General features: G+C 70.6%; 27 protein-coding genes and 2 pseudogenes. 10 read left to right on the plus strand and 19 right to left on the minus strand.

From position 1 onward, the window contains the following. The first annotated feature begins 42 nt into the window (after positions 1-42). Together ABZX75_RS01660 and ABZX75_RS01665 are read left to right on the plus strand one after the other, a co-directional pair. Entirely contained in the window at positions 43-738 is a 696-nt protein-coding gene (locus ABZX75_RS01660) for a class I SAM-dependent methyltransferase (protein WP_355406656.1), read from the plus strand. 90 nt (positions 739-828) lie between these two features. Further along, positions 829-2,193, plus strand: a complete 1,365-nt coding sequence (locus ABZX75_RS01665) for an acyltransferase (protein WP_355406658.1) — start codon at positions 829-831, stop codon at positions 2,191-2,193. A gap of 14 nt (positions 2,194-2,207) precedes the next feature. On the opposite strand, the gene era is transcribed toward ABZX75_RS01665, so the two are convergent. Continuing rightward, positions 2,208-3,158 (minus strand): GTPase Era, encoded by a 951-nt coding sequence (gene era / locus ABZX75_RS01670; RefSeq protein ID WP_355407014.1) that lies wholly within the window; start codon positions 3,156-3,158, stop codon positions 2,208-2,210. Positions 3,159-3,441: 283 nt separating this feature from the next. After that, entirely contained in the window at positions 3,442-4,494 is a 1,053-nt protein-coding gene (locus ABZX75_RS01675; RefSeq protein WP_355406660.1) for a helix-turn-helix domain-containing protein, read from the minus strand. A gap of 72 nt (positions 4,495-4,566) precedes the next feature. On the opposite strand from ABZX75_RS01675, the pseudogene ABZX75_RS01680 reads away from it, so the two are divergent. Next, positions 4,567-4,752, plus strand: a pseudogene (locus ABZX75_RS01680) (MFS transporter); the annotation flags it as partial. Between the two features lie 134 nt (positions 4,753-4,886). On the opposite strand, the gene ABZX75_RS01685 reads toward ABZX75_RS01680, so the two are convergent. After that, positions 4,887-5,258, minus strand: a complete 372-nt coding sequence (locus tag ABZX75_RS01685) for a hypothetical protein (protein WP_355406662.1) — start codon at positions 5,256-5,258, stop codon at positions 4,887-4,889. 14 nt (positions 5,259-5,272) lie between these two features. After that, positions 5,273-6,529 carry a helix-turn-helix transcriptional regulator gene (locus ABZX75_RS01690; RefSeq protein WP_355406664.1) on the minus strand — a complete coding sequence of 419 codons (1,257 nt, stop codon included), beginning with the start codon at positions 6,527-6,529 and terminating at the stop codon, positions 5,273-5,275. Positions 6,530-6,952: 423 nt separating this feature from the next. Here ABZX75_RS01690 and ABZX75_RS01695 point away from each other — a divergent pair, with 423 nt between their 5' ends. The 5 genes from ABZX75_RS01695 to ABZX75_RS01715 all read left to right on the plus strand — a co-directional run bounded on the left by ABZX75_RS01695 (position 6,953) and on the right by ABZX75_RS01715 (position 10,229). Then, entirely contained in the window at positions 6,953-7,075 is a 123-nt protein-coding gene (locus tag ABZX75_RS01695) for a hypothetical protein (protein WP_267841606.1), read from the plus strand. A 77-nt stretch (positions 7,076-7,152) separates the two neighbouring features. After that, positions 7,153-7,290 (plus strand): hypothetical protein, encoded by a 138-nt coding sequence (locus tag ABZX75_RS01700; protein WP_355406666.1) that lies wholly within the window; start codon positions 7,153-7,155, stop codon positions 7,288-7,290. Positions 7,291-7,304: 14 nt separating this feature from the next. Then, the gene (locus ABZX75_RS01705; protein WP_355406668.1) at positions 7,305-8,492 is read left to right on the plus strand and encodes a cupin domain-containing protein; all 1,188 of its coding nucleotides are present in this window, start codon (positions 7,305-7,307) and stop codon (positions 8,490-8,492) included. Positions 8,493-8,521: 29 nt separating this feature from the next. After that, a complete protein-coding gene (locus ABZX75_RS01710; protein WP_355406670.1) occupies positions 8,522-9,394 on the plus strand; it encodes an aldo/keto reductase in 873 nt (290 codons plus the stop codon). Further along, positions 9,375-10,229 carry a hypothetical protein gene (locus ABZX75_RS01715; protein WP_355406672.1) on the plus strand — a complete coding sequence of 285 codons (855 nt, stop codon included), beginning with the start codon at positions 9,375-9,377 and terminating at the stop codon, positions 10,227-10,229. The genes ABZX75_RS01710 and ABZX75_RS01715 overlap by 20 nt, the downstream gene beginning before the upstream one ends. Positions 10,230-10,297: 68 nt before the next feature. Here ABZX75_RS01715 and ABZX75_RS01720 read toward each other — a convergent pair whose 3' ends face one another. Next, complete coding sequence (locus ABZX75_RS01720; RefSeq protein WP_355406674.1) at positions 10,298-11,131, minus strand: recombinase family protein; 834 nt, start codon at positions 11,129-11,131, stop codon at positions 10,298-10,300. A gap of 164 nt (positions 11,132-11,295) precedes the next feature. Here ABZX75_RS01720 and ABZX75_RS01725 point away from each other — a divergent pair, with 164 nt between their 5' ends. Beyond that, positions 11,296-11,886, plus strand: a complete 591-nt coding sequence (locus tag ABZX75_RS01725; RefSeq protein ID WP_355406676.1) for a hypothetical protein — start codon at positions 11,296-11,298, stop codon at positions 11,884-11,886. A 592-nt stretch (positions 11,887-12,478) separates the two neighbouring features. On the opposite strand, the gene ABZX75_RS01730 is transcribed toward ABZX75_RS01725, so the two are convergent. Next, positions 12,479-12,835 carry a hypothetical protein gene (locus tag ABZX75_RS01730; RefSeq protein WP_355406677.1) on the minus strand — a complete coding sequence of 119 codons (357 nt, stop codon included), beginning with the start codon at positions 12,833-12,835 and terminating at the stop codon, positions 12,479-12,481. Between the two features lie 327 nt (positions 12,836-13,162). Beyond that, entirely contained in the window at positions 13,163-14,572 is a 1,410-nt protein-coding gene (locus tag ABZX75_RS01735) for a recombinase family protein (protein ID WP_355406679.1), read from the minus strand. A 52-nt stretch (positions 14,573-14,624) separates the two neighbouring features. Between ABZX75_RS01735 and ABZX75_RS01740 the strand changes: the two genes are divergently transcribed. Continuing rightward, positions 14,625-15,740, plus strand: coding sequence for an MFS transporter (locus ABZX75_RS01740; RefSeq protein ID WP_355406681.1), 1,116 nt, complete (start codon positions 14,625-14,627; stop codon positions 15,738-15,740). 453 nt (positions 15,741-16,193) lie between these two features. On the opposite strand, the gene ABZX75_RS01745 is transcribed toward ABZX75_RS01740, so the two are convergent. From ABZX75_RS01745 to hrcA, 12 genes and pseudogenes are all read right to left on the minus strand, one after another. Continuing rightward, positions 16,194-16,556: a cytidine deaminase gene (locus tag ABZX75_RS01745; RefSeq protein ID WP_355406683.1), complete on the minus strand. Its 363-nt coding sequence runs from the start codon at positions 16,554-16,556 to the stop codon at positions 16,194-16,196. Positions 16,557-16,616: 60 nt separating this feature from the next. Continuing rightward, positions 16,617-16,718, minus strand: a pseudogene (locus ABZX75_RS01750) (MmcQ/YjbR family DNA-binding protein); the annotation flags it as partial. Positions 16,719-16,737: 19 nt separating this feature from the next. Further along, positions 16,738-18,042, minus strand: coding sequence for a hemolysin family protein (locus ABZX75_RS01755; RefSeq protein ID WP_355406685.1), 1,305 nt, complete (start codon positions 18,040-18,042; stop codon positions 16,738-16,740). Beyond that, a complete protein-coding gene (ybeY, locus tag ABZX75_RS01760) occupies positions 18,039-18,536 on the minus strand; it encodes an rRNA maturation RNase YbeY (RefSeq protein WP_355406687.1) in 498 nt (165 codons plus the stop codon). The genes ABZX75_RS01755 and ybeY overlap by 4 nt, the downstream gene beginning before the upstream one ends. A gap of 13 nt (positions 18,537-18,549) precedes the next feature. Further along, positions 18,550-19,596 (minus strand): PhoH family protein, encoded by a 1,047-nt coding sequence (locus ABZX75_RS01765; protein WP_355406689.1) that lies wholly within the window; start codon positions 19,594-19,596, stop codon positions 18,550-18,552. 188 nt (positions 19,597-19,784) lie between these two features. After that, on the minus strand, positions 19,785-20,882 hold the full coding sequence (locus ABZX75_RS01770) for a PfkB family carbohydrate kinase (RefSeq protein ID WP_355406691.1): 1,098 nt from the start codon (positions 20,880-20,882) through the stop codon (positions 19,785-19,787). Positions 20,883-21,138: 256 nt separating this feature from the next. After that, positions 21,139-22,044: a ribonuclease Z gene (locus tag ABZX75_RS01775; RefSeq protein ID WP_355406693.1), complete on the minus strand. Its 906-nt coding sequence runs from the start codon at positions 22,042-22,044 to the stop codon at positions 21,139-21,141. A gap of 2 nt (positions 22,045-22,046) precedes the next feature. After that, entirely contained in the window at positions 22,047-22,406 is a 360-nt protein-coding gene (locus tag ABZX75_RS01780; RefSeq protein ID WP_355407016.1) for a histidine triad nucleotide-binding protein, read from the minus strand. Positions 22,407-22,557: 151 nt separating this feature from the next. Next, positions 22,558-23,301, minus strand: a complete 744-nt coding sequence (locus ABZX75_RS01785; RefSeq protein ID WP_355406695.1) for a 16S rRNA (uracil(1498)-N(3))-methyltransferase — start codon at positions 23,299-23,301, stop codon at positions 22,558-22,560. After that, entirely contained in the window at positions 23,298-24,389 is a 1,092-nt protein-coding gene (locus tag ABZX75_RS01790; RefSeq protein ID WP_355406697.1) for a nitronate monooxygenase, read from the minus strand. Before ABZX75_RS01790 ends, ABZX75_RS01785 begins: the two co-directional genes overlap by 4 nt. 146 nt (positions 24,390-24,535) lie before the next feature. Beyond that, positions 24,536-25,678, minus strand: coding sequence for a molecular chaperone DnaJ (dnaJ, locus tag ABZX75_RS01795; RefSeq protein WP_355406699.1), 1,143 nt, complete (start codon positions 25,676-25,678; stop codon positions 24,536-24,538). Beyond that, positions 25,679-26,695: a heat-inducible transcriptional repressor HrcA gene (gene hrcA, locus ABZX75_RS01800; RefSeq protein WP_189736873.1), complete on the minus strand. Its 1,017-nt coding sequence runs from the start codon at positions 26,693-26,695 to the stop codon at positions 25,679-25,681. Positions 26,696-26,837: the final 142 nt, after the last annotated feature.

Here is a 26,837-nt window from a genome sequence, read left to right on the forward strand (position 1 = left end):
CGGAGCATCGGCCGCACGGCACCCGTACAGGAAGAGGCCCCCATGCCCGAGCACCCGCAGCCCCCCGCGCACGCACACGCCCACGCCCACTCCCCCGCGCCCGCCGCCGGCACCGACGCCGGCCGTGAGGAGTTCTGGGACGACCGCTACCGCGAGAGCGACCGCATCTGGAGCGGCAACCCCAACGCCGCCCTGGTCCGCGAGGCCGGGGACCTGACCCCCGGGCGGGCCCTTGACCTCGGCTGCGGCGAGGGCGCCGACGCCGTCTGGCTGGCCCGGCAGGGCTGGCGGGTCACCGGCACCGACATCTCCGGGGTCGCCCTCGCCCGCGCGGCCGCGCACGCCGCCGAAGCGGGGGTCGCCGACCGCGTCGACTGGCAGCGGCACGACCTCGCGGAGTCCTTCCCCGACGGGGAGTACGACCTCGTCTCCGCGTGCTTCCTGCACACCTACGGCGACTTCCCCCGCGCCCGGATCCTGCGCACCGCCGCGGCGGCCGTGGCACCCGGCGGGATCCTGCTGGTCGTCGGTCACGGAGGATGGCCGTCCGGAACCGAGGAGCCCCCGCACCCGGGCATCGAGTTCCCGACCCCGCAGGAGGTCCTCGCCCAGCTGGAACTGGCACAGGACGCCTGGGAGGTCCTGCTCGCGGAGGAACACGCAGGCTCCCGGAACCAGCCTGACGGCCGGCCCGGGACCCATACGGACAACGCGGTGAAGGTGCGGCGGCTCGCCTAGAGGCCAGGGCCTTGCCCGACGTCCCGGCCCGGCCCTCGCGAGGCCGACTGCGGGGGCTCGGGGGCCGGGGTGTCGGCTAGGGTCTCTGCGGTGAAGAAGCTCATACCCCCGTTCACCCGGCGGACATCCGCCGCCCCGGCCACCGCGCCCGGTGCCCGCCTCGGCTGGCTGGACGCGCTGCGCGGCATCGCCGCCCTGGTCGTGGCACTGCACCACTTCGACGTGCTGCACATGCTGCCCTTCGGGGGCATGGTCTGGCGGAACTTCGACATGGGCCTGTTCGGCGTCATGCTCTTCTTCATCGTCAGCGGTTACATCATCCCGGCCTCGCTGGAGCGCCGGGGCGACGTCCGGGCCTTCTGGATCGGCCGGATCTTCCGGATCTACCCGCCCCTGATCGCCTGCCTGGCCCTCTCGATCATGATGCTGCCGGACGGCGACGGCTCGGTCGCACTGCTGCGCACCGGCGACGACCTGGCCTCGCTCGTCGCGAACGGCCTGATGCTCCAGGATGTGCTCGGCGTCATCAACAGCATGAACGTCACCTGGACGCTCTGCTACGAGATGATCTTCTACTTCTTCGTCACCGCGCTGTTCACCCGCGGCCTGCACCGGCACAGCGGCCGGATCGCGGTCGCCTTCGCCGCCGTCGCCCTGGCGGTCGGCACAGCCGTGGGCACCCAGCTCCTGACTGCGGAACTCGGCTCGACCCGGCTGCTCCTGCTGATCGTCACGCCGCTCGTGCTCGCGGGCTTCGCCGGCGTGCTCAGCGGCAACAGGATCCTGACCGGAACGGGCGCCCTGCTGCTCGCCGGCCTCGGCCTGGTGCTGATCACGCTGAACAGCCGAGCCCCCTCGTTCGAGACGTGGATGATCTTCGCGACCATGTTCGCCGGCACCGTGGTGTACCGGGCGCAGCACGGCCAGCTGGCCCGGGTTCCGGCGCTGCTCTGCTGCGGCTTCGTGATCGTCGCGGGTGTGCTGGTCGGCTGGCTGTACAACCGGGGCGGCGTCGAGCATCACACCTGGACCTCTGGCTGGGAGGCCTGGTCGATCTCCTACCTCGCCGCCTGGGCCCTGTTCGGCCTCGGCTTCCTCGTCCGGGCACGGCGCTTCCCGAAGGTGCTGACCTGGCTCGGAGCGGTCAGCTTCTCGGTGTACCTGCTGCACATCCCGCTGTTGCGCACCGTCGGCCCGTGGGTAGGGGTTCCGCCGCTGCCGTCCTCGACGCTCGGCCGTATCGCCTGGACGGCGATCTTCCTCGGCGTGGTGCTGGCCGCGAGCCACCTGATGTACCGCCTGGTCGAGCTGCCGATGCAGCGCCTCGGCCGGCGGGTCCAGCGGGCGGCGGACCGCCGGTGGCCATGCACGGCACCGGCGGACCCGGCCGGCTCGGCCCGGCCCCGGCAGAGGGACGGGGCCGACCGGGAGCCGGCCCCCGCCGCGACGCTCTGACCTGCCGCGGGGCCCTAGAAGCCGAGCTTGCGGAGCTGCTTGGGGTCCCGCTGCCAGTCCTTGGCGACCTTCACGTGGAGGTCGAGGAAGACCGGGGTCCCGAGCAGCGCCTCGATGTGCTTGCGCGACTTCATCCCGACCTCCTTCAGGCGGGCGCCCTTCGGGCCGATGATGATGCCCTTCTGGCTCGGCCGCTCGATGTAGACGTTGGCGTGGATGTCGAGCAGCGGCCGGTCTGCCGGGCGGTTCTCGCGCGGGATCATCTCCTCGACGACCACGGCGATGGAGTGCGGAAGCTCGTCCCGTACGCCTTCCAGCGCGGCCTCGCGGATCAGTTCCGCGACCATCACCATCTCGGGCTCGTCGGTGAGGTCGCCCTCCGGGTACAGCGGCGGGCTCTCCGGCAGCAGCGGCGCGATCAGGTCCGCCAGCAGCTGGATCTGACTGCCGTCGACCGCCGAGACGGGGACGATCTCGGCCCACTCGAAGCCGAGCTCGGCGCCGAGCTGGTGGATGGCGAGGAGCTGTTCGGCCAGGGCCTTGGACTCGACCAGGTCGGTCTTGGTCACAATGGCGATCTTGGGGGTCTTCTTGATCCCCGCGAGTTCCTTCGCGATGAACTTGTCGCCGGGGCCGAGCTTCTGGTCGGCCGGCACGCAGAAGCCGATGACGTCGACTTCGGCCCAGGTGGTCCGAACGACGTCGTTGAGGCGCTCGCCGAGCAGCGTGCGCGGCTTGTGCAGGCCGGGCGTGTCGACGAGGACGAGCTGGGCGTCGGGGCGGTGCACGATGCCGCGGACGGTGTGGCGGGTGGTCTGCGGCCGGTTGGAGGTGATCGCGACCTTGGTGCCCACGAGTGCGTTGGTGAGGGTCGACTTCCCCGCATTGGGGCGGCCGACGAAGCAGGCGAAGCCCGCACGGTGCGGGACGGTGGACTCGGGGGAACGATCGCTCATACGGGCCATTCTCCCCGATGCGGCTCCCAGCGCCGACCAGCCCGCCGCGACGAGGGCGGGCAGGGCCGCGAGGAAGGCGTCCGGAAGGGGCCGACCGGCGGCGGCGGTACCGCCCTGAGCTGCGGTTCCCTCCGCTTCGGCCCCCGCGGTGACGTCTGGCCGTTTCATGGCGGCAGCGCCGTTCCAGCGGCCGGTGAGGCGGGGCCTCCGGTACGGGCGGCGGCGACGGCCCGACGCACTCCGATCGTTCGGGCCCCGCCTCGGCGAGGACACCAGTGGGCGGCGGGAGAGGTCACCGCACGGGCCGGGCACCGGCTGAAGGTCCGCCAGGAGACGGCTCGCGCCTCGCGCCGCCCTCCGCCGTGCTCGCGCCGTCGCGGAAGGTGCGCCGGTAAGCCGTCGGGCTCACCCCCAGCGCCGCCTGCACGTGCTTGCGCAGCGACTGCGCCGTCCCGAAGCCGGTCTCCCGCGCCACTTGCTCCATCGGCAGATCCGTCTGCTCCAGCAGCCGCCGGGCCCGCTCCACCCGCTGCCCGACGATCCACTGGCCCGGGCTGACCCCGGACTCCTCCCGGAAGCGGCGCGTGAAGGTCCGTACGGACATGGCCTCCTGCCGGGCCAGGTCGCTCAGCCGCAGCGGCTCGTGCAGCCGGTCCAGCACCCACGCGCGGGCCGCCGTGGTGCTGGCGAGCTGCGGCTGGGGCACCGGGCGCTCGATGAACTGTGCCTGCCCGCCCTCCCGGTGGGGCGGTACGACGGTCCGCCGGGCCACCTCGTTCGCGACGGCGGCGCCGTGGTCGCGGCGCACGATGTGGAGGCACAGATCGATGCCCGCGGCGACACCGGCCGAGGTCAGCACGTCCCCGTCGTCGGTGTAGAGCACGCCCGGGTCGACCCGTACGGCCGGGAAGAGCCGCTGGAAGTGCTCGGCCGAGGCCCAGTGGGTGGTGGCCCGGCGGCCGTCCAGATACCCGGCGGCGGCCAGCACATAACCACCCGTACAGATGGAGACGAGCCGGGTGCCGGGCCGGATGTACGCGAGCGCGGCGGCGAGTTCGTCGGTCAGGCGGCCGTGCTCGTACACCGGGCCCAGCTCGTACGAGGCGGGCACCACCACCGTGTCCGCCGTGGCCAGCAGTTCCGGGCCGTGCTCGACGTGGACCGCGAAGTCGGCGTCGGTGCGCACCGGCCCGGGGACGAGCCCGCAGGTCAGGATCGTGTAGAGCGGCCGCCCGGACGGATCCTTGGCCCGGCCGAAGATCCGGTGCGGAATGCCGAGTTCGAAGGGCAGCAGGCCGGTGAGGGCGAGTACGACGACGCGATGCGCGCCCTGCTTCGAGTCCATGGCCCGATCGTAGCGAAGCATGACACCCAGGCCACTGTCGTCCGGTTCTCCGCAGGCCCGAAGCTGGTCCGCGTGACACACACCGCCTCCACCTCCACGGCCGCCGCGGGCACTGCGGGCGACGCGCCGCGGCCGGCCGGGCGCGTCCACCGCGCCTGGTTCGTCGCCGCCGTCACCTTCGTGACGATCATCGGCGCCGCCGCCTTCGCCTCTCTGCCCGGCCTGCTCATCGAGCCGCTGCACACGGAGTTCGCGTGGTGATGCTTGGGGGAACCATCATTTGGATGGTGGATGCGTGCACGAGCCTTGTGTGGGCACGCCGAGGTGCTGCGACTCGCCCACCCATCCCTCGGCCCCAGGCGACTGACTGAGACCGAGGGGCTCCGCCTTCATCAGCGGTGGCTGAGCGCCTTCTCGATTGCCTCGAAGATGTCGACGTCGGTCTCCTGCTGCCACTTCGGCAGGTCCGGCCAGTCGGCCACGTAGCCGGGCTTCGGGTCCTCGAAGTGCTTGAACATCTGAGCGGTCCAGCAGGTGGCGACGAACCGGCCCTTCTGCTCCCGGGACAACCGGGCAGCATGGCCACTGCTGATCTCGATGAACTGGCGGACCTGCTCGTAGACAGAGCCTGCGGCCTCGCGCTCCCACTGGGGGGTGTCGTCCCACGGGGTCACGTAGCCGGGCTTCGGCTCGCCTGGGAAGTGCTGGTGGACGCCCGTGATCCACGCTTCCCGGAACAGTCGTGCACCTTCGATCTGCGACATGCCATCCCCTCTCGTCACTGCGTGCTCAGCGTGGCGATCTCTGCCCCCAGCTCCGCTACGCGGTGGTCCCCGGCCAGGGGGCCGAACTCGCTGCACAGGGCTTGGAGTCTACGGGCGACGTAGCCCGAGGCTGAGGCTTGCGCCAACTGGACGGCTTCCCGCCCGTACAGCACGACTTGTTCGGGGTCACGTCGCTTGGCACCGATGGCGGCAAGATCAGCCAACACAGCACCCCTGCGCCGGTAGGACTGCCCAGACGCAAGCTCGGTCTGTTGCAGTGCTTCCGTCAGGGTCTCCTCCGCCAGGTCAAGGCGACCGAGCTGCACGTAACGCGCGCCCCGTTCCTCCGCCAACCGGGTGCCGTCGAAGCGCAGCCATCCGCCGTTGGTGCTGCCTGTGGTCAGGTCCCTGACGCTCTCTGCTTGGGCGAGTGCCCGTTCACACCCGGCCAGGTCTCCGAGGCCGGCGTACGCCTCGGCCTGGACTGAGGCGACCCAGTGCCGCGTGGCGAGGGTGCTGTCTCCCCTCCCCGCCAGCCTCTCGGCCAGTGTCAGGAGCTGCGCAGCCTGCCGGTATCGCTGCTCCGACATGTCCACGTAGGCGTGCCGCACCAGGGCGCAGGCCCACAGGTCGAAGGCTCCGGCGTCCTTGCTGACGGAAGCTGCCAGGGCGTAGGACGCTGCCGCGTCGGTGTATCGGTTGGCATCGAAGGCGACTTCTCCGGCGAGTTGGAAGAGGTTGGCTGCCGCGTTCAGGAGTGGCCGGGAGTTGCCTCGGGTGTCCGTTGCCAGGGCTTCGTTCAGCGTGGCGAGCTGGTCGCGGACGATGGGGTAGACAGAGCCCTTGGAGCGGGCCAGTTGGTAGACCTGCCAGAGGTGGCTGTTCATCCGCGCGAAGTCGGATGGTGCGCCCCTGCGCACCCCGTCGGTGAGGGCTTCGGCCTCGTCCAGCGGCAGGGTCGTGAGGGCTCCGCTCACGGTGAGGATGCGGAGGAATTCGCGGCGGATCATGTCGTCGGGGTCTCCCACGCCTGGGTGGTCACTGGACTCCTGCCCTGTGGCCTCCTGGCTGGCGGCTCGTGGCTGCGGCAAGAGGGCGTCAAGCTCGATGAGAGTGACTTCGAGGGCACTGGCCAAGCCCCGTCGCTGGGGTGGCTGGGGTTCGATCCTGCCGCGCTCCCAGCGTCCGACCGTTGTTCGGTCTACCCCGAGTAACTGAGCCAACTTCTCCTGACTGTAGCCCAGGGTCTTGCGCCGTTCCGCCAGTCCCATGACGGCCCCTTCCCATGACCTGAACCTACGTCGCTGCCGTGCACGGATCTGCATCAAGACTGCCGCATCGATGCCGTGGAGAGTCCGGACTCCCGGCGGTTTCCTTGGGGTTGTCGCAAACGGCACGGGCGAGAACCTGCGGAAGGGTGGGGACATGGGAACGCAGAACGGCATGACGAACGATGGCTCCGGCTCCACTCGGGCCGTGGACCTCGGCACTGATCGCCGCGTTCTCATGAGCCTTCGGGTGTCCCGTGACTCGGGTCGCACCTGGAAGCAGAGCACCAGGGTTCGGGAGGGTGACTCGTTCGTCATCCTGTCCGACCCGGGCCGATACCCGCCCTGCGGGTGTGCCCGCTGCACGGGGCGCGACTCGCTGTCCGCCACTTCGCTGCGCCCGGCTGACATCGAGCCGGGGACGGCGTGAGGTCTGGCTTACAGAACTGGGTACTGCGCCGCTTCGGCCGGTACGCAGGTCCGCTCTACCTGGCCATGATCCTCGGCGGCTCGGCCGTGTTCCTGGCCGGAGCCCTTGCGACGCGGTAGCTGCCGTAAAGGCTGCTGCCCTCCCGTTCCCCCCGCCGGATTCCCGGCGGGTATTTCCGAGTAGAGAGGTAAGTCCGATGTTGGAAGAGAACACCGGATCGGCGACCCCCGAGGGGGGTGGCCTGCTCGTCGCGAAGCGCAAGATCGTGGCCGCGCGGACGCGTTCCGAGCAGGAGTCGGACGTCAGTAGCGGGCGTTCTGACGGCAACGACTGACGGGGCTGCCCACGATGCTTGATGCCGCCTCGTGGGCGGGGCGTCTGGGCGGGGACACGTTCCTCGCCCAGACGTACCACCGCTCCTACGCGCACTTCCCCGGCACCGCCGACACGGCGGGCCTGTTCTCCTGGGACGACCTGAATCGGATCATCGCCACGCAACGACTGGAGCCGCCTCGGCTGCGCCTGTCGGTGGATGGCGAGATGGTCCCCCTTCACCGCTACGCGATCCCCACCACGAACCGCCGCGCGGTCACCTGGTCGCGCATCCAGCCGGCCGACCTCCACGCCCAGCTCAAGGACGGGGCGTCGCTGGTCCTCGATGCGGTCGAGAAGATCCACCCGGTGGTGGGTGTGGCTGCCGAAGGTCTTGAACGGTTCCTCGGCACGTCCGTGCAAGCCAACGCGTACGCGTCCTGGACGGACCGGGAGGGCTTCGGCCTGCACTGGGACGACCACGATGTCGTGGTGGTGCAGGTCCACGGCTCGAAGCGGTGGCGCTTGTACGGCTCCACACGTGAGGCTCCGGCCTTCCGGGACGTGGAGTCGCCAGAGAGGCCCGAGGGCGACCCGGTGGCGGACATCGTTCTCGCCCCTGGTGATGTGCTCTACCTGCCGCGCGGTTGGTGGCACGCGGTCACGGCTGACCAGGGGACGGAGTCCCTTCACCTGACGTTCGGCATGGTCCCGCACACGGGTGCGGACCTCATGCTCTGGGTCGTGGATCAGCTCCGGTCGTCCCTCGCTCTGCGCAGGGACATCCCGCGGTTTGCCTCACTGAGTGAGCACTCCGACTTCATGGCCGCGCTACGCGGTGAGGTGCTGAACGAACTGGCCGATCCCCGGTTGGTGGAGCGGTGGGCGGAGTCCATCGACACGACCGACCTGGGGCACGCCATTCCCTCGCTGCCCTACGTGGACGGGCTGCCCGCACGACCTGAGATCACGGTCAAGCTGACCGCCCCTCGGAGCCGTCTGACGGCGAACCCCGCCCACAGCACGGTCACGTTCTCGGCGGCCGGTACCGCCTGGGACTTCGCCGAGTCGGCCCTTCCCGTCCTGGGCACGCTGCTGACCGGTCAGCCGACCACGCTCGGAGAGATGGCCGACTCCGCCGGATTGGAGATCAAAGACGTGGCCGAGCTGGTCTCCGCCCTCATCGAGGGCCACGCCGTCGCGGTCGTGGGGACCGCGCTGTGACTGCCGCTCTCTCCCTGGGGACATACCGCGTGCGTGCCGTCAGTCAGGCGGCACGCACCGCCCTGGCTGCCGGTAGCCCCTGGGTGGATACGGCACCCAACTACGCCCACGGTGGAGCACACGAGGCGCTGCGCCCGGTTCTCGCGGAGTACCCCACCGTTCGGGTGGCCACGAAGACAGGGTTCTTCACGGAGGAGCAGGGCCGCACCGCCCTGGCTGAAGGCGTGCTCACCCGGGAAGAGACGGCCAGTCGGCACAGCCTTGAACCGGGCTTCGTTCGCTGGCAGACGGAGCGTTCGTTGGGCGCACTCGGCCGCGTGGACCTGGTGTTCGTACACAACCCTGAGCACCGCGGGCACGGCCTTGACCGTGCCGCTCTGCACTGGCGTGTGCGGGAAGCCTTCACGGTATTGGAGGAGTTCGCCCATGCGGGCAGGATCGGCGGGTACGGCGTCGCCACCTGGACGGGCCTGACCTCCGAAGCGTTCACGGTTCCCGAGTTGCTTGGGCTCGCTCGACAGGCGGCGGGTTCCGCCGAGCACCACTTCACGGGGTTGCAGATGCCCGTCAGTCTGATCATGGATGGCCTGATCAGGCAGGCACTCGACGGCGGCGGACCGCTGGTGCAGGCGAAGGACGCGGGGCTGATCACGTTCGGCTCCGCCCCTCTGCACGGCGGCGAACTGCTGGATGCCATGACACCCGAACTGGTGAACTTCATCCGTCCCGGCCTGTCGGCCGCAGCCGCTGCCCTGCTGGCTGCCGGATCGTGCCCCGGCCTCGATGTCGTCCTGACTTCCGCGAGCACCCGCGAACACTGGGACGATGCGGCGAAGGCTCTGGCTGCGCCCCTGACGGCCGAGGAACTGAGGAGGGTGACCGATGAACTCGCCGCCGAGTGAGGACGTACAGGCGCTGATGGAGGCTGCCCACGACAGGGCGGCGAAGGCTCTGGGTCTCACGTGTACGGGTCCGCTGGCCTGGGGGTTCCAAGGTGTGACCCTCGGTCGGCAGGCGGGGGAGCGGTGGCTACGGGTGGGCCGGACGGCCAGGAGGAACGCGGGCAGGAAGCAGGTGGAGGGCATCGTGGGTGCCTCCCTGCTGGTGCCTGACGCGGTCCCGCGCCCGAGGCTGTACGAGGTGCACGACTGGACTGACGGGGAGTGGGCCTTCGAGGCCGAAGTCCTCGACTACGTGACGCACCCCGTCGTGTCCCCGGAGCGGGCCGACCTGGACCGCAACCCCGGCTTGCCTGACGAGTGGTGGGCCGACCTGCGCCGGTCCCTGGCCCTGCTCGCTGAGGCGGAGGGAGTAAAGGTCACTGTCCGGGACGGGTGGATCGAACGAGCCTTCCCCCAGTTCCTCGGCATCCCTGCCCCGGCCAAGGTGGAGCGGGTGACCGGGCATGGTGACCTGCACTGGGGCAACCTCACGACCATGCCCCTGACCCTGCTGGACTGGGAGCGGTGGGGCCTGGTGCCCTACGGCTACGACGTGGGTCTTCTTCACGCGAACAGCCTGCTCGTTCCCGATGTGGCGGACCGCATCCGGCTGGAGTTCACTTCGGTCCTGAACACCCCAGCCGGCCGAGTCGGGGAGCTTGCGGCCCTGGCGGAGATGCTGCAAGCGGTAGCCCGTGGCTGGTACCCGGACCTGGCCCCGCACCTTCTCGCTCGGGCGGAGTCACTCACGGGCGTTCGGCCACCAGTTCCCCTTCACTCAGAGGTCAGTGCCTGACAGGCCCGCGCATGACAGCGGCCCCCGACGTGATGCCGGGGGCCTGCCTGTGTCCCTGTGTGCCTGCCTCAGGCGCTCTCTCCCAGGTGGCGGTACAACGTGGCGCGGCCGATTCCCAGAGCCTTGGCGATGGCTGTGACGCTGTCTCCCTTGGCGTGCCGGGCACGGGCTACGGCGAGCTTGTCGTCATCCAAGACGGACGGCCGCCCACCGACGTTGCCCTTGCGGGCCGCAGCCTCCAAACCTTCCAAGGTCTTCTCCCGGATGCCTTCCCGCTCCACCTCTGCACTCACGGCGAGCACGGCGAACACGATGGCACCCGCCCCGTTCGGGTCGTACACACCCTGAAGGGGACCGGACAGGAGTTCCAGTTGGATGCCGTCAGCCTGAAGGGTGGAAGACAGCGTCATCAGCTCTGCCGCACTGCGGGCAAGCCGCTTCATCTCGACCACGGTCAGGATGACCGGCTGATTCGGTGCGGCTGCCTTGATCTCCCGTGCCAGCGTGAGCGCCTTCTCAAGCTCCGGCCGCTCCTTCACGCGGGTACTGATCTTCTCCGAGAACACGCGGGTGCAGGCGGCACGGGCCAGCATGTCCAACTGAGACTGGAGTTCCTGCCCAACGGTTGAGCAACGGGCGTAGCCCAGTCGGATCGCTGCGCCCGGTATCGCGTCGGGCGCCTGTGTGACAGGAGCGCCCTGTGTCCACGCCTTACCGGGGCTGCGGTCGGCCGGAGTCTTCACGGTCAGTTCTGCCTTGAGCGCGGGCACCAGGGCGAAGCGGCCTGTGTGGTAGTTCGCTGCCACCTTCCCCGTGGTCGTGCGGCAGGGGCTACCGGCGGGAGCTTCGCACTTCGGGCAGCCGTGGCGTTCGACCTGTGCGGCCGGGGTGTTCGTGGTCATGACGAGACCGTCTCACAAACGTGTCCCGAAAGCCAGTCCCGAGGGAGATGTTTCGGGACGGGTTACGAGACATCCAGGCATGGGCGAAACGGACACGTCCCGAACCTGCTCGGCTCGTCCCGAAAACGACGGTTTGCGAGACGTCTCTCGGTACGCTCTTCGACATGTCTGACGAAGCGGTCCTGCCAAGCCATCTCGATGGGCTTCCGATCCTCCGATCGGACGAGGAGATAAAAGAGATAGACAAGCGCATGTCTCTCCTGGTCGGTGAGGTAGCCAGACAGAGCGCTGCGCTGGAGTTCTACCTGCGCAAACTCATGACCTGTCTCATCGGCAGCAAGTACGCCGAGGTCGTGACCGCGGGGCTTGGATCGCATGAGCTGATCGATACGTCTACGGCGCTCGTGAAGATCAACCGGGAGATCACGGAAGCCCAGCGCATCGAGTGCCGCTCCAAACTTGCAACGCTTAAGCCCTTGCTCGCCCGACGAAACCATTTGGTGCACGGAATGTGGTCGCCCGAGCAGGTGCCGGAGACCGAACCGCTACCCAGCGGAGCGTGGGCACTGGTCAGTAAGAGGCGCACGGCAATGACCCAGGTCGAGATCTCCTACGAGGAAGCGGAAACCTTGGCCTACGAGTTGAACCAGGCGGGCTCCGGACTCTTCGACTGGATCTGCCGATCCCTTCTCGTGCAGCTTCGGCGAGAGCAGGTAACCGAACCCCCTGAGGATGCGAACGGGGGTGGGGTATGACCCCCTGGCGGGCAAGTCCGGACCGCCATGTCTTGGCGGCTCAAATCCTGCCACGGTTTCAGACCCCGTCAAGGCAGCGGCGGAGCGAGGCAACGGCGAAGAAGATGCAGGTGGGAGGGCTGCGCCCGGGTTCGCCGGCGCTCAGGGCCTGCACAAGAGTGAAGCCCTTTCGGGGCTTGTCGTCTGCTGCCTCCCGTTGTGGCCGCGTAGCGGCCCCTTGCCCGAGCGCCTTGCCTTGGGTCTTGGGAGTGGGGCGCGGCAGCACCCCCCTTGGCCAACTCCCTGGTCTTCCTGATGTCGGCCCCTTCGGGGCCGCTCGTGCGAAGGTCTTCCGGTTGTGCGGCCGGAGGCCGCGCCTGTTGCTTGGTTCTCTTCGCCGCCGCCCTTGTGACTGGGGGCGCTGCGCGCCCTACTTCTCCTTGCCGCTGACGTAAGTACGTACGTGGCTTCCCTCTGTCGGCCCCTACGGGGCCGCGCTGTGAGGACAAAAGCTGTGAGGCCAAAAAGACAAGAGAAGACGCGAACGTTTCCGCAGGTGAGATGCCGTCTCCGTACACGTCAGGCGTGTGCTGACTACACGCGAGAGATGTAGTCACCGATCGAGGTGCAGGCGGCACGGCACGGGTGCGCCCTTTCTCTTCTGGAAGACATGAGAAGGGAGGACAAGGCAAGCGGCCCCCGATCGGGGCGAGACAAGCTCCAGCTCCCTGGCGCGGGCCAGGGCGTTGTTCGTGCTCTGGTCGGACAGGGGCTTGCCCTCCTTGCCGAGCAGTACGGCGAGCTTGCCGGGGCCGAAGCTTGCGTGTCCGTGGCGGTCGGCCCAACCGAGCGCCGCGAAGTGGATGCGGTAGGCGAGCTGGTGTCGGGGGTCTTGGGCCATGCGCTGATACTCGCGCTGAGATACCCCGCCCCACGGGCGGCCGGGGCCGAAGTTGATGGTGCTGGTCAAGGGGTGGCGACCTCCCGGCTGCGGCCGAGGTCAGCGTGTGGCTGTACCTCGGCGGGTGAGTGGAAGTCGCGCAGTACCGTCCTGCGCTTCGGGGTGCCCTCGGCTTCCCCTGCCAGCCCCTTGGGATGGCGGCCGCTACACGGAGTGGCCAGCTCTACCGCCGTCACACGACGGGAGCTACGGTGCCCGCCCCTCGAAGGAACGGGAGGATCTTCCTACACGGCAGGTTGCTCGGTCGTCAACCTGCCGGCCGAGCCCCCGCCCCTCCGACCAGACATGACGGAGCCCCGCCCTCGGATGAGAGCGGGGCCAGTCGAGCGAGGCTCGCTACGCGTCGGGGTCGTCGTCGGCGGTGTGGTTCCAGTCCACGGACATGTAGTCGTCCACGGTCATCTTCGCCGCCTTCTTGAAGCCGTTCGAGTGCATCGTGATCGTGGTGACGAACTTGACCCACGCTCGACGTACGGGGAGTGGAGCGTTCGGCCAGTCCTGAATCAGGCCAGCGATGCCAGACACGGGATCGATCGGGGGCAGGCCGGTAACGCCGGACAGCTTTTCGTCGATCGTGTTCAGCCTGGCCCGGATCGCCTCGGTACCGGCCGTCATCTGAGACAGGGTGATCGAGCCCGAAGCGTAGGCCACAGCCAACCCATCGAGCCGCTCCCGCAGGGTCTGCGCTTCCTGGTGAAGGTGAGCCGAGTCGTCTCCCTGCTCCTGTCGAGCGCCGAGAACCCAAGGCAGGAAGTCGGGGAAGACGATCCGCGCCAGGACAGCGTTACCAGCTCGCGTGTCGGCCAGCTCTCGGGGCACGCGCACGTGCTTCTGTCCGCAGCGGTAGACCGGGGTCCCTCGATACATGCCGCCCCGCACGGTCTCCCCGCAACGCTCACACGTAGCCAGTCCGGCGAGCAGGGTCTGAGGGGCCGAGCCGGTCCGTGCGCCACCCGTGAACCGCTTGGGGTTCGTCAGTGCCGACACGACGGCGTAGTGCGTCGCCTCGTCCAGGATCGCGGGCCACCGGCCCTCGCCCATCACCTCGCCCCGGTAGGTGGACTGAGCGATGTACCGAGGGGAGATGAGGACCTTCTTCACCCCGCCTACGCCCCACCCCTTCGCCTCGCCCTTCGCAGTGCCGGACGACGAGCGAGGAGCGAGCAGGCCGAGGCCGGTCCAGTAGCGGGCGACAGCCGCCAGGGTCTCGCCCTGAAGAACCATCTCGGCGCCCTTGCGGATCGCTTCCGCCTCGTCCTCGACCACGGTCACGTAGTCGTCGGCGTATCCGAAGGTTCGCAAGCCCGCCTTGTGCGGCTTGCCGTTCTTCGCCGCCTGAAGATTCGACGCCTTCTGCCGTAGCGCCTTCTGCTCGCCTTCGTACTCCGCCCACGCCGTGACCGTCTTGGCCGTAGCCCGCCCGGCCGGAGTCGCGAGGTCAAGGTGTCCGGCGTGAATGGCGTGGACGTTGATCCCGAGTGCGATCACTCGCAACAGGTCTTCCGTCTTGCGCACGAGCCGGTCAGTGTGCCAGCAGAGGATCGCGTCAGGCTGGGACGCCAACAACCGCTCGAACCCCGGTCGGACCTTGCCCGAGGTGGCGCTGACGTCGTTGTCCGCGATCACTTCCCGTACGGTCCAGCCACGGGCTGCGGCGAACGCCCGACACTCTTCCTCCTGCCGCTTCACGCCCAGTTCGTCGCCGTGCTGGTCGAGGCTGAGTCGTACGTAGACGGTTGCATCCATCTGTGGTGGCCCCCCTTGTTCCTACCTGCATGATGCCCCAAACATTTACCACATGTTCGACTGGTCCCGCGGCACGATCGCCTTCGCCGTCTCCGTGAACCTCGCGCTGTACGGGCTCACCGCGCCCTTCGCCGCCGCGCTGATGGACCGTTTCGGCATCCGCCGGGTCGTGGCGCTGGCCCTGCTCGTCATATCCGGCGGCTCGGTGGCCACGGTGTGGATGACCGCGTCCTGGCAGCTGGTGCTGTTCTGGGGCGTCCTGGTGGGCCTGGGCAGCGGCTCGATGGCACTGGCCTTCGCGGCGACGGTGACCAACCGCTGGTTCACGGCCCGGCGCGGCCTGGTCACCGGCATCCTGACCGCGGCCGGGGCCTCCGGGCAGCTGCTCTTCCTGCCGCTGCTGGCCTGGCTGGTGGAACACCACGGCTGGCGCCCGGCGGCGGTGACCGTCTCGCTGGCGGCGCTGACCGTCGTCCCCTTCGTCTGGCTGCTGCTGCGCGACCATCCGGCCGACGTGGGGCTCGCCCCGTACGGGGGCACCTACGCGGAGAAGCCCACGCCGGTCCCGGGTGCGGCGCGGCGGGCGGTGACCGTGCTCTTCAAGGCGGCGCGCACCGGACCGTTCTGGCTGCTGGCGGGCACCTTCGCGATCTGCGGCGCCTCGACGAACGGCCTGGTCAAAACCCACTTCGTGCCGGCCGCCCACGATCACGGCATGCCGGTGACGGCGGCCGCGGGGCTGCTCGCGGTGATCGGCGTGTTCGACGTGGTGGGCACGGTGGCGTCCGGCTGGTTCACGGACCGGTTCGAGGCCAGGCGCCTCCTGGCCGTCTACTACGCCCTGCGCGGGGTGTCCCTCCTCTTCCTCCCCATGCTGTTGGCGCCGACCGTCCACCCGCCGATGATCTTCTTCATCGTCTTCTACGGCCTGGACTGGGTCGCGACCGTACCGCCGACGATCGCGCTGTGCCGCGAGCACTACGGGGACGACAGCGCGATCGTCTTCGGCTGGGTCCTGGCCTCGCACCAGATCGGCGCGGCGCTGGTGGCTTTCCTGGGCGGCCTGGCGCGGGACGTCTTCGGCTCGTACGACATCGTCTGGTACGCGTCGGGCGCGCTGTGCGCGATGGCCGCGCTCATGGCGATGGTGATCCGCCGCAGACCGTAGCCCGGCGCGGCGGGGCCGGAGCCGGAGGCCCGGCAGCTCGCCCCACCCCTGAGCGGGCGGGGGCCAGGGGCCGGACCCGCAGTCGACCGCGCCGGGCAGGGGGCCACGGGCCCGACGAGCGGCCGACCGCGCAGCCCTGAGCGGGCGGGACGGAGCTGACAACGCGGCAGCAGCCGGACACCGCGTACGGTGCCCCTCCCCCGTCGGGGGGCCGGGCTTCGCCGGGGCCCGGCGCGGGCCTGGGCGCCTACCCGGGGCCCGAACCCGCGAGAGCGACAGCACCGGCTGGAACAGCGGCGTGACCGGGTCAGCGGGACCGACCGGGACAGTCCGATCGGCCAGAGGACCGGGTCAAGCCGGACCGAACCGACCGGCTCAAGCCGGACCGGTCAACCGGCCCAGGCCAGCCGGACCCGCCGGGACAAGCCGGCCCGGGCAGCCGGACCGGCCGGGTCAGCGTGAGGTGCCCGCCGGGGTGGTGGACTTGAGGGTGCCGTCCGGGGCCGCCAGGAGGACCGGGGTGTCCGGGCCGCCCAGGTCGCGCACGACCGCGCGGTCGGCCTCCGCGGGAGCGTCGGCCGCGCTGACGACGGCGGCGGCCTCCAGGGACCGCGCCCCGCTCGCCACCGCCATCGCGACCGCGGTCTGCAGCGCGCTGAGCTTCAGGGAGTCGAGCTCCACCGTCCCGGCGACATACGTGCGGCCCGTCTCGTCCCGGACCGCCGCCCCCTCGGGCACACCGTTGCGGGCCCGGGCGCTGCGCGCCAGCGTGATGATCTTGCTGTCCTCGGGGTCGATCCCGGTGCTGTCGGTCATGGGCGAAAGCATAGGGAGCGTCTCGGCTCCGCCGTGCAACGGCCCCGCCGAGACGCTCTTTCACGGCCGGTCCGGCCGCAGCCGCTCCGCCCGCGGCAGGCCCGCCACGACCAGGTCGTACGAGTCCTCCACCAGCTCCCGGACCCTCGCGTCCGGCACCCCGCCCGGCCGTCCCGGGGGGTCATTCCTCCTCCTCGCCCGAGGCCTCCTCCCGGAGCACCGGCTCCACCAGCACGGTCACGATCTTGTTCCGCCGTCCCGCGGGGGACTCGGCCGTCAGCCGCAGCGGACGCCCGTCCGGCAGCTCCACCACCGCCGACGCGCCCGCGATCGGCACCCGGCCCAGCGCCTTCGCCAGCAGCCCGCCGACCGTCTCCACGTCCTCGTCGTCGAAGGCCTCGACCTTGAACAGTTCGCCCAGGTCGGTGATGTCCAGCCGCGCCGTGACCCGGTAGCGGTTGCCGTCCAGGTCCTCCACCGGCGGGAGTTCCCGGTCGTACTCGTCGGTGATCTCGCCGACGATCTCCTCCAGGATGTCCTCGATGGTGACGATGCCGGCCGTGCCGCCGTACTCGTCGATGACGACCGCCACGTGATTGCGCACCTGCTGCATCTCACGCAGCAGATCGCCCGCGTTCTTGGTGTCCGGCACGAAGACGGCCGGCCGTATGGCCGTCGAGACCAGGTCGGACTCCGCCTCCCGGCTGACGTGGGTCTTGCGGACCAGGTCCTTGAGGTAGACGATCCCGACGATGTCGTCCTCGTTCTCCCCGGTCACCGGGATGCGCGAGAACCCCGACCGCAGCGCGAGCGTCGTCGCCTGCCGGACCGTCTTGTACCGCTCGATGCAGATCAGGTCGGTGCGCGGCACCATCACCTCGCGCACCAGCGTGTCGCCGAGCTCGAAGACCTGGTGCACCATCCGGCGCTCGTCGTCCTCGATCAGCGACTCCTTCTCCGCCAGGTCCACCATCGCGCGCAGCTCCGCCTCGGAGGCGAACGGCCCCTTCCGGAAGCCCTTCCCGGGGGTGAGCGCGTTGCCGATGAGGATCAGCAGCTGCGGGATCGGCCCCATGACCCGGGCGAGCGGTACCAGTACGTACGCGGCCGCGGTCGCCGTGTTCAGCGGGTGCTGGCGGCCGATCGTACGGGGGGACACCCCCACGGCGACGAAGGAGACGAGCACCATCACGGCGATCGCCACGAGCAGCGCGGTCCAGTTCTCGCCGAACTCGTCCAGGCAGACGTAGGTGACGAGCACGCCCGCCGCCATCTCGCACGCGACCCGCACCAGCAGGGCGACATTGAGGTAGCGGGTGGGGTCGGCGGCGACCTGCGCGAGCTTCGCGCTTCCGCGCCGGCCCGACCGTACGGCCTCCTCGGCGCGGAAGCTGGAGATGCGCGCGATCCCGGACTCGGCGCACGCCGCGAACCAGGCCACCACCACCAGCAGCACCGCCCCGGTGATCAGCTGGGGAGCGTTCACGAGACGGTGGGGGCCGGGGACGCACCGGTCATGCCGCGCTCACCGCGCCAGCCGTCGACGATGGCCGCCTGCAGGCCGAACATCTCGGCCTTCTCGTCGGCCTCCTCGTGGTCGTACCCGAGCAGGTGCAGCACCCCGTGGACGGTCAGGAGCTGGAGCTCCTCGTCCATGGAGTGCTGCGTGGGGGCTTCCTCGCCCTGCTTCTTCGCGACCTCGGGGCACAGCACGATGTCGCCGAGGAGCCCCTGCGGGGGCTCCTCGTCGTCCTTGGCCGGCGGACGGAGTTCGTCCATCGGGAAGGACATGACGTCGGTGGGTCCGGGCAGATCCATCCACTGCATGTGGAGCTGCTCCATCGCCTCCTCGTCGATGACGATGACGGAGAGCTCGGAGAGCGGGTGGATCCGCATCCGGGTGAGTGCGTAGCGGGCGATGTCGAGGATCGCCTGCTCGTCGACCTCGGTCCCGGACTCGTTGTTGACGTCGATCGACATGGTGCGCTGAGTTCTACTTCCCGTGTTGGCCGCTGCGGCCCTGCTGGCCGTCGTCGTACTTCTCGTACGCGTCGACGATACGGCCGACCAGCTTGTGCCGGACGACATCCTCGGACGTGAGCCGTGAGAAGTGGATGTCCGGGACCCCTTCGAGGATCGACTGGACCTGGCGCAGACCGCTCTTGGTGCCGCCGGGCAGCAGGTCGACCTGGGTGATGTCACCGGTGACGACGATCTTCGAGTCGAAGCCGAGCCGGGTCAGGAACATCTTCATCTGTTCCGGACTCGTGTTCTGCGCCTCGTCGAGGACGACGAACGCCTCGTTCAACGTCCTGCCGCGCATGTACGCCAGGGGGGCCACCTCGATGGTCCCGGCCGCCATGAGCCGCGGAATCGAATCCGGGTCGATCATGTCGTGGAGCGCGTCGTAGAGCGGGCGCAGGTACGGGTCGATCTTGTCGAAGAGCGTGCCCGGCAGGAAGCCCAGCCGCTCCCCCGCCTCGACGGCGGGCCGGGTCAGGATGATCCGGCTGACCTGCTTGGACTGCAGCGCCTGGACCGCCTTGGCCATGGCGAGGTAGGTCTTGCCGGTACCGGCGGGGCCGATGCCGAACACGATCGTGTTCTTGTCGATCGCGTCGACGTACCGCTTCTGGTTGAGGGTCTTGGGGCGGATGGTGCGGCCGCGGCTGGAGAGGATGTTCTGGGTGAGTACCTCGGCGGGCGTCTCGTCGGGCCCGTTGCCATTGCCGTCGGCGCTCGCCTTGAGCATGGCGATCGAGCGTTCCACTGCGTCCTCCGTCATCGGCTGCCCGGTGCGGAGCACCAGCATCATCTCGTCGAACAGGCGCTGGATCAGAGCGACTTCCGCCGCATCGCCGATCGCGCTGACCTGATTGCCCCGAACATGGATGTCGGCCCTCGGGAAGGCCTTCTCGATCACGCGCAACAGGGCGTCGCCCGAGCCGAGCACGGTCACCATCGGGTGCGTCGCCGGGACGGTGAAGTGGGCTCGCGCCTGCCCCGGCGCGGGGATGTGGGCTGTCGGTGTCTGAGTCATGGGCCGGCACTGTGGCCTGCACATACCTCCCGTTGAAGGGCCGCGCCGATCGACGACCTCCGGACTACCAAGCCTACGTCGCCGCCGCCCCATCCCCGAGAGGTTTTGCGAGCGAGCCCCTTTTCCCGCCGCCCCGGCCCGGAGGCCCCACGGGCGTACGGGTCCGCGCCCGGGCCACGGGCCACGGGCTACGCGGACTGGCGGAAGCCGATCGTCGGGACCGCCCTGCGGCGCGCGGCCGGGGTCGACCCCGGCGGGATCAGCGCGTCCAGGAAGCCGTACCGGCCGCGCAGCGCGTCCGGCGCCGACCGCCACCACAGGGCCACCTCGGGCCAGCCGGGCGCCGACAGGGAGCCCCCGAACTCCTGGACCGACAGCGCGGCCGTCAGGCCGGCGAAGGCCAGCCGGTCCGCCAGCGGCCAGCCCGCCAGGGTGCCGGTGAGGAACCCCGCCACGTACACGTCCCCCGCCCCCGTCGGGTCGAGCGCGTCGACCGCGATCCCGGGAACCTGCGCCGTCTCCCCGGTACGCCCGTCCACCGCGTACGAGCCCTCCGCCCCCATCGTCACCACCGCGATCGGCACCTTCTCGGCCAGCGCCCGGGCCGCCGCCCGCGGGCACTCCGTCCGGGTGTACCGCATCGCCTCGCCCGCGTTCGGCAGGAAGGCCTCGCAGTGCTCCAGGTCCGCCAGGGCCCCCAGGTCCCACCGCCCGCTCTCGTCCCACCCCACGTCCGCGAAGATCCGCGACCCGCGCCGCGCGGCGTGCCCGATCCACTCCTCGCCGCGCCCCGGCCCCAGCGAGGCCACGGCCGCCCGGGCCCGCGGCGGGCACTGCGGGAACGGCCCGGGGCCCGCGGGGGGCGGCGCCTCGTGGCCGTGCGAGACCATCGTGCGCTCGCCCTCGTAGGCCATCGAGACGGTGACGGGGCTGTGCCAGCCGGGGACCGTCCGGGACATGGACAGGTCGATGCCCTCACCCTGTTCGAGCGCGTCCCAGCAGTACTCGCCGTAGTGGTCGTCGCCGAAGGCCGCGGCCAGTGAGGTGCGCAGGCCGAGCCGGGCCAGGGCGGTGGCCATGTTGGCGACGCCGCCGGGGCTGGAGCCCATGCCGCGCGCCCAGGACTCCGTGCCGCGTACCGGAGCCGAGTCGAGGCCCGTGAAGATGATGTCGAGGAAGACCGTTCCGGTCAGGAAGACGTCGCAGCCCGGTTCCTGCGGGTCGCGCAGCGGACCGAGCGGGTCCACTGCTGCTGAGCGACTCGTGAAGCTCTCCCGACTGGTCACGGTGTACTCCCCGTTGTGTCGTGTGCGGATCGGTGAGGGGAAGGGTCGTTTCTGCCGGCAGGTCCTCAGCGGAAACTGCCGGCCCTGCCCGTTGGGCGCGGGAACAAACCCAGTGTGTCGCACATCACCCGCGACACGCTGACCGCCGCCGCTCGGGCCCTGGGGGCTCCGGGGCGCCACCACCCGCCCGCGAATCCCCGCGGGCGGGCCCGCGCCGGGTCGCGCCGCGACCTCCCCCGCCCGGCCTGGCCCTTGCCTAGCCCCGCTTGGGCAAGGGCACCCGTACCAGGTCCACCGCGATCGTGAGCTCGCCCCCGAAGCCCGCCGCGCGCGCCTGGCGTTCGAACGCCGTCGGGTCGGTGTAACGCTGCGAGAAGTGCGTCAGCACCAGGTGCCGTACGCCCGCGTCCCGCGCCACCCGGGCCGCCTGGCCGGCGGTGAGGTGGCCGTGGTCGGTGGCCAGCCGCTCCTCTTCGTCGAGGAAGGTCGACTCGATCACCAGCATGTCGCAGCCCTCCGCGAGCGCGATCGCCCCGGGGCAGAGCCGGGTGTCCATGACGAAGGCGAACCGCTGCCCGGGCTTGTGCTCGCTGACCTGCTCCAGCGTGACGTCGCCCAGCCGGCCCTCGCGCTGGATCCGGCCCACGTCCGGGCCCTTGATCCCGTGCCGCGCGAGCAGTTCTGGCACCATGCGCCGCCCGTCGGGCTCGGTCAGCCGGTAGCCGAAGGACTCCACCGGGTGGGAGAGGAGCCGAGCCTCCAGCACGTACGACGCCCCGCGCGCCAGCGTCCCGTCGCCGGCCACCGGTTCCTCGCGCAGCGGCACGGTCTCGCGGTAGGCGGTGGCGTAACGGAGCCGGTCGAAGTACTTCTGCCCCGAGGCCGGGTAGTGCGCGGTGACGGGGTGCGGGACCTGGTCGAGGTTGATGCGCTGGATCACCCCGGCGAGGCCGAGGCTGTGGTCGCCGTGGAAGTGGGTGACGCAGATCCGGTTGATGTCGTGCGCGGCCACACCCGCGCGCAGCATCTGGCGCTGGGTGCCCTCGCCCGGGTCGAAGAGGATGCCCTCGCCGTCCCAGCGCAGCAGGTAGCCGTTGTGGTTGCGGTGGCGGGTGGGGACCTGGCTGGCGGTGCCCAGCACCACGAACTCGCGTGCGGACACGGCTATCCGGGGGGCCACTGGAGGCCGCGGCCGCCGAGGACGTGCGCGTGGGCGTGGAAGACGGTCTGGCCGGCGCCGGCGCCGGTGTTGAACACGATCCGGTAGCCGTGGCCGTCCACGTCCTCGTCCGCGGCGATCTGCCCGGCCTCGCGCAGCACGTCGGCGGCGATGGTGGGCTCGGCGGCGGCGAGCGTGGCGGCGTCGGGGTAGTGGGCCTTGGGGATGATGAGCACGTGCGTGGGCGCCTGCGGGTTGATGTCCCGGAAGGCGACGGTCGTCTCGCTCTCGCGGACCACGGTCGCCGGGACTTCCCCTGTGACGATCTTGCAGAACAGGCAGTCGGCCTGCGGTTCCCCGGCCATTGCTTCGCCTCCCGTGACGGTGATCGGTCCGGGCATCGTATCCACCCCGGGGCCGGTCGGGAGGCGGCGCCCGGCCGCGCGCCGGTCAGCGTGCGCCCCCGCTCAGACCGCCGCCCGCTCAGACCGACGCCCGCTCAGGACCAGCGCCTGCTCAGGACCAACGCCCCGTCCGCGCCAGCAGGACCGCCACCGCGGCGGTGCCGGCCGTGGAGGTCCGGAGCACCGACGCCCCCAGCCGGTACGGGTGGGCGCCCGCCGCGGCGAAGACGGTGAGCTCCTCCGGGGAGACGCCGCCCTCCGGGCCGACCACCAGCACGATGGAGCCCGCGGCCGGGAGTGCGGCGGTGGCCAGGGCCTGCGACGGGGTGTCGCGGTCCTCGTGGAGGACCATCGCCAGGTCGGCGTGGGCCAGCAGCGCGGCCACCTGCTTCGTGGACATGGCCTCGGCCACCTCCGGGAAGCGGACCCGGCGGGACTGCTTTCCCGCCTCCCGGGCCGTGGCCCGCCACTTGGCCAGGGACTTCGCTCCGCGGTCGCCGCGCCACTGCGTGATGCAGCGCGAAGCCTGCCACGGCACGATCGCGTCCACGCCCGTCTCGGTCATCGTCTCGACGGCCAGCTCTCCGCGGTCCCCCTTGGGGAGCGCCTGTACCACCGTGATGCGGACCGGGGCTTCCGGTTCCCGCCCGGTCGAGGACACCGACACGGTCAGGCGGTCCTTGCCCTCCGCCGACTTCACCACCGCGTCCGCCCAGGCGCCCCGGCCGTCCGTCAGGACCAGCGCCTCACCCGGGTTCAGCCGCTTTACGGACACCGCGTGCCGGCCCTCGGGGCCGTCCAGGACGAACTCCGGCCCCGAGGGGACCTCTTCGACCACGAACACGGGGGCGGTCATGACGCACTCCTCATCTGCATTCCTTGCAACGCGCTCTGCGCCTGGGCCAGTTCCGCCGCCAGCACCTCGACCAGCTCCCCCGCCGGGAGCGTCCGCGCCAGCCGGTGCCCCTGGCCCGCCCACAGCGCCATCCCCTGCGGGTCCCCGGCCGCGGCGGCCGCCTTGCGCAGACCCGAGGTCAGATGGTGGACCTGCGGGTACGCGGCCGGGGCGTACGGCCCGTGCTCCCGCATGAAGCGGTTCACCAGGCCTCGTGCCGGCCGCCCGGAGAAGGCCCTGGTCAGTTCCGTGCGGACGAACAGCGGGTCCGTCAGCGCCTTCTTGTGCAGCGGGTCCGCCCCCGACTCCGGGCAGGCCAGGAAGGCCGTGCCGAGCTGCGCCGCCTCCGCGCCCGCGGCCAGCAGCGCCGCGATCTGGGATCCCCGCATCAGACCGCCCGCCGCGATGATCGGGAGGGCCACGGTCTCGCGTACCTGGGCCACGAGTGCGAGCAGCCCGATGGACGCCGTGCCGTCGGCCTGCGGGTCGTCGCGGTGGGTGCCCTGGTGGCCGCCCGCCTCCACACCCTGGACGCAGACCGCGTCGGCGCCCGCGTCCTGCACCGCCCGGGCCTCGTCGACGGAGGTCACGGTGACGACGGTGTACGTACCGGCCTTGCGCAGGCGGGCGAGCGCCTCGGGCGTGGGGCAGCCGAAGGTGAAGGAGACGACCGGGACCGGGTCCTCGGCGAGGATGGCGAGCTTGGCGTCGTAGCCGTCGTCGCAGGTGCCGATGATGTCGTCGGCGGCGAGGGAGACGTCGTACCAGCTCGCCTCGCCGGCCAGCTGCCCGCGGTACGCCTCGACGGCGGCCGGGTCGACGTAACCGGTCTGCGGCATGAAGAGGTTCACGCCGAAGGGGCGGCGGGTGAGCGCGCGCAACCGCTTGATCTCCTGGTACATGCCGTCGGCGGTCTTGTAGCCCCCGGCGAGGAAGCCCAGTCCGCCCGCCTCGCACACCGCGGCGGCGAGCGGCGGACAGGAGGCGCCGCCCGCCATGGGAGCCTGCACGATCGGGTACGGGGACAGACCGTTCGGTGCGGAGGACATGGACTGCATCGTGCCATGTCCCGCTCACGGGGCCGAATCATGGCATTCGCCTGGCATAGTCCGCTTCCGGGCGCGGCCGGGGCCCATGCGTCGAGCCCGGTCCGGGGCGTCCCCGGGCCGGGCTCGTACGGGTGATCGCGGGCCGGTCAGCGGCCGTTGAACGCGTCCTTCAGGCGGCTGAACAGACCCTGCTGCCCCGGCGCGAACTGGCCCAGGGGCCGCTCCTCACCGCGCAGCTTCGCGAGCTGGCGCAGCAGGTCCTCCTGCTGGGCGTCCAGCTTGCTCGGAGTGGTGACCTCGACGTGGACGATCAGGTCACCGCGCCCGCCACCGCGGAGGTGGGTGACGCCGCGCCCGTGCAGCGGGATCGACTGGCCGGACTGGGTGCCGGGCCGGATGTCGATCTCCTCCATGCCGTCCAGCGTCTCCAGCGGGCACTTGGTGCCCAGGGAGGCCGCCGTCATCGGGATGGTCACCGTGCAGTGCAGGTCGTCCCCGCGGCGCTGGAAGGTCGGGTGCGGCAGCTCGTGGATCTCCACGTACAGGTCGCCGGCGGGGCCGCCGCCGGGGCCGACCTCACCTTCGCCCGCGAGCTGGATCCGGGTGCCGTTCTCGACACCGGCCGGGATCTTGACCGTGAGGCTGCGGCGGGAGCGGACCCGGCCGTCGCCCGCGCACTCGGGGCACGGGGTCGGGACCACGGTGCCGAAGCCCTGGCACTGCGGGCAGGGGCGCGAGGTCATGACCTGGCCCAGGAAGGACCGGGTGACCTGCGAGACCTCACCGCGGCCACGGCACATGTCACACGTCTGCGCCGCGGTGCCGGGAGCGGCACCCTCACCGGAGCAGGTGGTGCAGACGATGGCCGTGTCGACCTGGATGTCCTTGGTCGTCCCGAAGGCCGCCTCGTCCAGTTCCAGGTCGAGGCGGATCATGGCGTCCTGGCCGCGCCGGGTCCGCGAGCGCGGGCCGCGCTGCGAGGCCTGGCCGAAGAAGGCGTCCATGATGTCGGAGAAGTTGCCGAAGCCACCCGCTCCGAAGCCACCCGCTCCGCCGCCGGCGCCGCCGCCGGAGGACAGCGGGTCGCCGCCGAGGTCGTAGACCTGCTTCTTCTGCGGGTCCGAGAGCACCTCGTACGCCGCGTTGATCTCCTTGAAACGCTCCTGCGTCTTCGGATCCGGATTCACATCCGGGTGAAGTTCACGCGCGAGGCGGCGGAAGGCCTTCTTGATCTCGTCCTGCGATGCGTCGCGGCGCACGCCGAGAACGGCGTAGTAGTCCGTGGCCACTTACGACTCCGCCAGGATCTGTCCGACGTAACGTGCCACTGCGCGTACCGCTCCCATCGTTCCGGGGTAGTCCATGCGTGTCGGTCCGACCACGCCGAGTTTGGCGACTGTTTCGCCGCCCGAACCGTAACCGACCGAGACGACCGACGTGGAGTTCAGCCCCTCGTAGGCGTTCTCATGCCCGATCCGTACGGCCATGCCCGACTCATTGGCCTCGCCGAGCAGCTTGAGGAGCACGACCTGCTCCTCCAGCGCTTCGAGCACCGGCCTGATCGTCAGGGGAAAATCGTGTCCGAAGCGGGTGAGATTGGCGGTACCGCCGATCATCAGCCGCTCTTCGGCTTCCTCGACCAGGGTTTCGAGGAGCGTCGCGAGCACCGTGGAGACGGTGCCGCGGTCCTCCGCCTCGAAGGATTCGGGGAGGTCCTGGACGAGCGGGGGCACATCGGTGAAACGGCGGCCGACGACCCGGCTGTTGAGCCGCGCCCGCAGGTCCGCGAGCGAGGTCTCCCCGAAGGGGCTCGGGCAGTCGATCAGCCGCTGCTCGACGCGCCCCGTGTCCGTGATCAGTACGAGCATCAGCCGGGCCGGGGCCAGCGACAGCAGCTCGACGTGGCGCACGGTGGAACGCGTCAGCGAGGGGTACTGGACGACCGCGACCTGCCGGGTGAGCTGCGCGAGCAGCCGCACCGTACGGCCGACCACGTCATCGAGGTCGACGGCGCCGTCGAGGAAGTTCTGGATGGCCCGGCGCTCGGGCGACGACAGCGGTTTGACCCCCGCCAGCTTGTCGACGAAGAGGCGGTAGCCCTTGTCGGTGGGGATCCGGCCGGCGCTGGTGTGGGGCTGGGCGATGTAGCCCTCCTCCTCCAGCACGGCCATGTCGTTGCGCACGGTGGCGGGCGAGACGCCGAGCCGGTGCCGCTCGGTGAGCGCCTTGGAGCCGACCGGCTCCTCCGTCCCGACGTAGTCCTGGACGATGGCGCGCAGCACTTCGAGTCTGCGTTCGCTGAGCATCGCGCGGCACCTCCACCTGTGTGCGGGTTTTCGTCGGCGGTCCTTCGGCTTCGTTGGCACTCTGAGCGTTCGAGTGCCAGCGATCCCCCGCTCAGTGTACGGCCGGGCGGTACGCCCCTAGCAAGGGAGGCCCGCCAAGGTA

Origin of the sequence: Streptomyces sp. NPDC003038 (assembly GCF_040611115.1) — a bacterium.
In the GTDB taxonomy this organism is placed as follows: domain Bacteria; phylum Actinomycetota; class Actinomycetes; order Streptomycetales; family Streptomycetaceae; genus Streptomyces.

Coding starts and splice junctions, on each gene's coding strand:
- ABZX75_RS01690 (WP_355406664.1), bottom strand. CDS start 6,529: ATGGGACTGGCGGAACGGCGCAAGACCCTGGGCTACAGTCAGGAGAAG.
- ABZX75_RS01740 (WP_355406681.1), top strand. CDS start 14,625: ATGTTCGACTGGTCCCGCGGCACGATCGCCTTCGCCGTCTCCGTGAAC.
- ABZX75_RS01700 (WP_355406666.1), top strand. CDS start 7,153: ATGTTGGAAGAGAACACCGGATCGGCGACCCCCGAGGGGGGTGGCCTG.
- ybeY (WP_355406687.1), bottom strand. CDS start 18,536: ATGTCGATCGACGTCAACAACGAGTCCGGGACCGAGGTCGACGAGCAG.
- ABZX75_RS01675 (WP_355406660.1), bottom strand. CDS start 4,494: ATGGACTCGAAGCAGGGCGCGCATCGCGTCGTCGTACTCGCCCTCACC.
- ABZX75_RS01790 (WP_355406697.1), bottom strand. CDS start 24,389: ATGTCCTCCGCACCGAACGGTCTGTCCCCGTACCCGATCGTGCAGGCT.
- ABZX75_RS01765 (WP_355406689.1), bottom strand. CDS start 19,596: ATGACTCAGACACCGACAGCCCACATCCCCGCGCCGGGGCAGGCGCGA.
- ABZX75_RS01780 (WP_355407016.1), bottom strand. CDS start 22,406: ATGGCCGGGGAACCGCAGGCCGACTGCCTGTTCTGCAAGATCGTCACA.
- ABZX75_RS01705 (WP_355406668.1), top strand. CDS start 7,305: ATGCTTGATGCCGCCTCGTGGGCGGGGCGTCTGGGCGGGGACACGTTC.
- ABZX75_RS01745 (WP_355406683.1), bottom strand. CDS start 16,556: ATGACCGACAGCACCGGGATCGACCCCGAGGACAGCAAGATCATCACG.
- ABZX75_RS01715 (WP_355406672.1), top strand. CDS start 9,375: ATGAACTCGCCGCCGAGTGAGGACGTACAGGCGCTGATGGAGGCTGCC.
- era (WP_355407014.1), bottom strand. CDS start 3,158: ATGGCCCGTATGAGCGATCGTTCCCCCGAGTCCACCGTCCCGCACCGT.
- ABZX75_RS01720 (WP_355406674.1), bottom strand. CDS start 11,131: ATGACCACGAACACCCCGGCCGCACAGGTCGAACGCCACGGCTGCCCG.
- ABZX75_RS01660 (WP_355406656.1), top strand. CDS start 43: ATGCCCGAGCACCCGCAGCCCCCCGCGCACGCACACGCCCACGCCCAC.
- ABZX75_RS01685 (WP_355406662.1), bottom strand. CDS start 5,258: ATGTCGCAGATCGAAGGTGCACGACTGTTCCGGGAAGCGTGGATCACG.
- hrcA (WP_189736873.1), bottom strand. CDS start 26,695: ATGCTCAGCGAACGCAGACTCGAAGTGCTGCGCGCCATCGTCCAGGAC.
- ABZX75_RS01785 (WP_355406695.1), bottom strand. CDS start 23,301: ATGACCGCCCCCGTGTTCGTGGTCGAAGAGGTCCCCTCGGGGCCGGAG.
- ABZX75_RS01725 (WP_355406676.1), top strand. CDS start 11,296: ATGTCTGACGAAGCGGTCCTGCCAAGCCATCTCGATGGGCTTCCGATC.
- ABZX75_RS01735 (WP_355406679.1), bottom strand. CDS start 14,572: ATGGATGCAACCGTCTACGTACGACTCAGCCTCGACCAGCACGGCGAC.